The sequence below is a fragment of the Quadrisphaera sp. DVD1 genome, assembly GCF_058932755.1.
Genome location: NZ_JBZYWI010000186.1, coordinates 1 through 5,144, shown reverse-complemented (window position 1 = coordinate 5,144; position 5,144 = coordinate 1). Strand labels below are relative to the sequence as shown.

The following is a 5,144-nucleotide window of genomic DNA, read 5'->3' as shown; positions in this document are numbered from 1 at the left end:
GCGCGCTGCCGAGGTCCGCGAGCAGGCCGCCGCCGAGCTGCGCGCGGCCCGCGCGGAGGCCGAGGCGATCCGGCGAGCGGCAGAGGCCGCCGCGCACCGGCTGAGCGCGCACGTGCACGTGCGGGCCAAGGACGTGCTCAGCGCGGCGTGGGCCCACGCCGAGGGCCTGCGCCGGACCGGCGCCCAGGAGCTGGAGGCCGCGCGCCGGGAGGCCGGCGCGACCCGGCAGGAGGCGCAGGGCCTGGTGGAGCGGGTGCACCTCGACGTCGACCGGCTGCGCCGCCGCCACGAGCGCATCGTCACCGACCTGCGCGAGCTCGCCGACGCGGCCCAGGCGATCCCCGAGCCGCGCCGGGGGGTCAGCCCCGCAGCGCGGGGATGACCTCGGTCTCGAACAGCTCCAGGCCCGAGGTGTCGTAGGCGGCCTCGGAGAAGTACGTGATCGGGTACGTCATGCCGGCGGCGACGACCGGCCGCAGCTTCTCGACGATCTGCTCGGGCGTGCCGATGCCGGGGGAGTCGGGGGCGAAGGCGCGCGCCATCTCCGCATCGACGACGTCGGCCGGGGCCCGCGTGGCCAGCCGGGCGCGGATCTCGTCGCGGCGGGCGCGCACCTCGGCCTCGTCGCGGCCGATGACGACGTTGTAGTTGGCGCTGCGGGTGATCGCCTCGAAGTCCGTGCCGAGGTCGGCGCAGTGCCCGCGCAGCACCTCGGACTTGTGGGTGAACTCCTCGAGCGTGCCGCCGAAGTTCGTGTACGCGGCGTGCTGCGCGGCGATGCGCAGGGTCTTGCGCTCCCCGCCTCCGGCGATCCACAGCGGGATCCCGCCCTCCTGCAGCGGCAGGGGCCGGCAGACCGCGCCGTCGGTGCTGTAGTGCTCGCCGGCGAAGGTCGAGACGCCGTCGCGCCACAGCTGGCTCATGATCTCCACGCCCTCGGCGAGCATGGCGATCCGCTCCCCGGCGCGGGGGAAGCCGTAGCCGTAGGCGCGCCACTCGTGCTCGTACCAGCCGGCGCCGATGCCCATCTCGACGCGCCCGCCGGAGACGAGATCGACGGTCGCGGCGACCTTCGCGAGGTAGGCGGGGTGGCGGTAGCCCATGCACGTGCACATCTGGCCCAGCCGCACGCGCGAGGTCGAGGCCGCCAGCGCCGCCATGAGGGTCCACGCCTCGTGCGTGGCCTCCTCCGTCGGCGCCGGGACGGTGTGGAAGTGGTCGTAGACCCACACCGACTCCCACGGGCCGGCGTCGGCGCGCTGCGCGAGGCCGCGCATGGTCTCCCACTGCTGCGCGGGCGGGTCACCGACGAGGTCCAGGCGCCAGCCCTGCGGGATGAAGACGCCGAAGCGGAGGTCCGGGGTCGTGCTGGGGGTCGTGCTGGTGCTCGTGCCAGGGGTCATGGCCGGACGCTAGCGCGCCGCTCCCGCGATCCCGCCGGGCGCGCCTCGACCCCCACCTCTCGTGATCAGCGTCCGGGATGAGCCGGCGGGAGGTGGGTAGGGACCTCTGGACAGCCACGACACTGCGAGGAGGACCCATGACCAGGTTCGAGGACACCATCGAGGTCGCCGTGCCCGTGCGCACCGCGTACGACCAGTGGACCCAGTTCGAGGAGTTCCCGCACTTCATGGGCGGCGTCCAGGAGGTCGTCCAGAACGGCCCGGCGATGACCCACTGGGTCGCCGAGGTGGGGGGCGTCAAGCGCGAGTGGGACGCCGCGATCCTCGAGCAGGTGCCCGACACCAAGGTCGCCTGGGCCGCCACCACCGGCGCGACCAACGCCGGCGCCGTGCACTTCATCCCGGTCGACGCCGGCCGCACGATCGTGCGCCTCGTGCTCGAGTACGAGCCCGAGGGCCTCGTGGAGAAGGCCGGTGACGCCCTCAACCTCGTCGAGCGGCGCGTCAAGGCCGACCTCGCGAAGTTCAAGGAGTTCATCGAGGCGCGCGGCAGCGCGACCGGTGGCTACCGCGAGGGCGTGAACCCGGGCGTGGACGTCGGTGACGCGCCGGGGGTCGAGGCCGCGGCGCTGTCCCGGGGCGACAGCGGCAGCGCAGGGATCACCACGGGCGCAGCCGTCGCCGGCGCCGCGGTCCTCGCGGCCGCAGGCGTGGCCGTCGCCAAGGCGGTCAAGGGCCACGGCGACCAGGAGGAGAGCGCCCCGGTGACGCCGTCCGGCGCGATCCCGGGCGAGACCGGCAGCGCGTCCACCCCCGCGCAGTCCGTCGAGACGACGATCACCCAGCCCGCGCCCGGCACGGCCGAGCGCGCCGCGTCCCAGGGCTCCGCCGCGTCCCAGAGCTCCGCCACCCCTGGCGCGGCCGAGGAGGCCGCCGCGGTCGACGTCCCGGAGATCCCCGTGCTGGGCACGATCGACCCGGACGCCGCCAGCACCCCCGACGTCGGCACCGGCCCGACGTACGCCTCCGGCACGGGCACCGACACCCTGGCCGACGACGCCCTCCTCGACGGCGTGCGCAAGACCGACGACGCGGACGGCGGCCGCTGAGCAGCGACCGGTGACCGCCTACGAGGACACCTGCACCGCGCTCGCGGTCTGCGTGCTCGCGGACGTGCCCGTCGTCCTGTGGGGCGACCCGGGGCAGGGCAAGACGAGCGTGGTCGAGCAGCTCGCGGCCGACCTGGACCTGCACCTCGAGACGGTCATCGCCTCCATCCGGGAGCCCAGCGACTTCGCTGGGCTCCCGGTGGTCGACCCGGTCACCGGCAGCGTGTCGCTCGCCCCGCCGTCGTGGGCGCAGCGCCTGCACGACGCCACCGCGGACGGCGTCCGCGGTGGCGTGGCGTTCTACGACGAGCTGAGCACCGCTCCGCCGGCCGTGCAGGCGGCGCTGCTGCGCCCGATCCTCTCCGGCTGGGTGGGCGACCTGCGCCTGCCCGACGGGGTGCGCACCATCGCCGCGGCCAACCGCCCGGAGGTCGCCGCCGACGGCTGGGACCTCGCCCCGCCGATGGCCAACCGCTTCGCCCACCTGGCGTGGAGCCTGCCCGCGGACGTCGTGCGCGAGGGCTTCGCCGCCGGCTTCCCGCGCGTGGTGGTGCCCACCGCCGACCCCGGCGCGGTGGAGCGGGCGCTGCGCGAGGCGAAGATCCTCGTCGGGGCGTTCCTCGGCGCCCGGCCCGAGCTCGTCACGCGGATGCCGACGTCCTCGCGCGAGGTCGGCCTGGCGTTCCCGACGCCGCGCTCGTGGGAGATGGCCGCCCGCCTGCTCGCAACCGCGCGCGCGGCCGGCTGCGGCACGTCGGTCGTGGCGCTGCTCGTCGGCGGCACCGTGGGGATGCCCGCGGCCGCGGAGTTCCTCAGCTACGTCGAGCACCTCGACCTGCCCGACCCGGAGGAGCTGCTCGCCGACCCCGACGCGCTCGTGGTGCCGAGCCGCGGGGACGCCGTCTACGCCGTCGCCGCCGCCGTGTGGGCCGCCACGCAGGCCCAGACCACCCCGGCGCGGTGGGTGGCGTGCGGCAGCGTGCTCGCACGGATCGCCGACGCCGGCAGCGCCGACGTCGCGTACTCCTTCGGACGGCGATGGGCGGCGGCCCGCCCGACCGGGACGCTGCCCGCCCCGGCGACCATGACCTCGCTGCTGCCGATCCTCACCGAGCTGGACCTGCTGCCGCAGTGAGCCGGCCCGCCGACGACCGCGCTGACGACCGCGCCGACGACCGCGCTGCGGCCCTGCGCCTGGCCGCCGGGCGCGCCCGGGCGGCCGAGACGATGCCGTACCTGGCCACGGCGCTGTTCGCCATGACGCCGCTGGTGCGCCCGGGCATCGCCACGACCGCGGTCGACCGGCGCTGGCGGCTCTACTGGGACCCGGCGTTCGTGCTGTCCCTGACCGTGACCGGGTGCGCGGCCGTGTGGCTGCACGAGGTCGGGCACCTGCTGCGCGAGCACGCCGACCGCTGGAGCGCCCTGGCCGAGCCCGCCGACCAGGCCGTGCGCTGGAACCGCGCCGGCGACGCGGCGATCAACGCCGACCTGCGCACGGCCGGCGTCGAGCTGCCCGTCGCGGGGGCCTGGTACCCCGAGCGGATCACCGGCGCCGAGCCGGGGATGACCACCGAGCAGCTGTACCGGCTGCTCCCGCCCGACGAGGACGGCGGGCCAGGAGCCGACGGGCTCGACTGCGGCTCGGGCGCCGCGGGCCCGGCGCGGGCCTGGGACGAGCACGGCGAGGACGACGGCAGCGTCGACGCCGGGCGTGCCGTGCTGCTGCGCGAGCAGGTCGCCCGGGCGGTGCGCGAGGAGGTGTCCCGGGGCCGCGTGCCGGCGGGCTGGCAGCGCTGGGCCGACCGCGTGCTGGACCCCCAGGTGGACTGGCGCGAGGAGCTCGCCAGCGTCGTGCGCCGCACCGCCGCGACCGTCGCCGGGCTGCGCGACCACACCTACTCCCGCCCGTCGCGGCGCTCGTCCGCGGTGCCGGGGGTGGTGCTGCCGGCGATGCGCCAGCCCCGCCCGCCGGTCGTGCGGGTCGTCGTCGACACGAGCGGCTCGATGGACGAGCCGATGCTGGCCCAGTGCCTGGCCGAGATCGGCGCGATCTGCGACCGGGTCGCCCGCAGCCGCGGCAGCGTGGAGGTGATCGCCTGCGACGCCTCCGCGGCCGAGGTGCAGGCCGTCCGCAGCGCTGCCGCCGTCACGCTCGTCGGGGGCGGCGGCACGGACCTGCGCGCCGGCCTGGAGGCCGCGGCGGCGCGGCGGCCGAGCGCCGACCTCGTGGTGACGCTCACCGACGGGCAGACCCCGTGGCCGCCGTCCCCGCCGGAGCCCAGCCCGCGCGCCCGCTACGTCACGGTGCTCGTGGCGGGGGCGCGGGGAGCCGCGCCCGTGCCGGCGTGGATGCACGCGATCGTCCTCGACCCGGCGGCGCTGCGCCGCTGAGGCTCAGGCGCGCAGGGCGGCCAGCCCGCGCAGCACGGCCAGGGCGGGGCGGGAGGCCTCCTCGACGGCCTCCATCACCTCGGCCTCGGGAGCGCTCACGCCCGCGCGCCAGTAGGCGACCGCCCGCTCCGGCTCGATCAGCACGGCGCCGTCCCCCGCCCCGAGGACGTAGCGGGCCAGGGCGGCGTGGGCGGGGGAGTCGCCGGTGCGCACCCCGGTTGCGCGCAGCCGGTCGGCC

The 5,144-nt window shown here is 76.9% G+C and carries 5 protein-coding genes and 1 pseudogene; 4 read left to right on the top strand and 2 right to left on the bottom strand.

Annotated elements, in window-relative coordinates; genetic code table 11:
- A pseudogene (locus AC5FZL_RS15325) lies at nucleotides 1-382 on the top strand (hypothetical protein); the annotation flags it as partial.
- Here AC5FZL_RS15325 and AC5FZL_RS15320 read toward each other — a convergent pair.
- On the bottom strand, nucleotides 360-1,403 hold the full coding sequence (locus AC5FZL_RS15320) for an LLM class F420-dependent oxidoreductase (RefSeq protein ID WP_493619747.1): 1,044 nt from the start codon (nucleotides 1,401-1,403) through the stop codon (nucleotides 360-362). The pseudogene AC5FZL_RS15325 and the gene AC5FZL_RS15320 sit on opposite strands and share 23 nt — an antisense overlap.
- A gap of 137 nt (nucleotides 1,404-1,540) precedes the next feature.
- Between AC5FZL_RS15320 and AC5FZL_RS15315 the strand changes: the two genes are divergently transcribed.
- The 3 genes from AC5FZL_RS15315 to AC5FZL_RS15305 are packed head-to-tail and all read left to right on the top strand — an operon-like array spanning nucleotide 1,541 to nucleotide 4,906.
- Nucleotides 1,541-2,512, top strand: coding sequence for an SRPBCC family protein (locus AC5FZL_RS15315; RefSeq protein WP_493619746.1), 972 nt, complete (start codon nucleotides 1,541-1,543; stop codon nucleotides 2,510-2,512).
- Between the two features lie 10 nt (nucleotides 2,513-2,522).
- Nucleotides 2,523-3,647, top strand: a complete 1,125-nt coding sequence (locus tag AC5FZL_RS15310) for an AAA family ATPase (RefSeq protein WP_493619745.1) — start codon at nucleotides 2,523-2,525, stop codon at nucleotides 3,645-3,647.
- Nucleotides 3,644-4,906: a vWA domain-containing protein gene (locus AC5FZL_RS15305; protein WP_493619744.1), complete on the top strand. Its 1,263-nt coding sequence runs from the start codon at nucleotides 3,644-3,646 to the stop codon at nucleotides 4,904-4,906. The genes AC5FZL_RS15310 and AC5FZL_RS15305 overlap by 4 nt, the downstream gene beginning before the upstream one ends.
- A gap of 3 nt (nucleotides 4,907-4,909) precedes the next feature.
- On the opposite strand, the gene AC5FZL_RS15300 is transcribed toward AC5FZL_RS15305, so the two are convergent.
- Nucleotides 4,910-5,144 (bottom strand): hypothetical protein (locus tag AC5FZL_RS15300; RefSeq protein WP_493619743.1); only part of this gene is annotated, 235 nt, incomplete at its 5' end.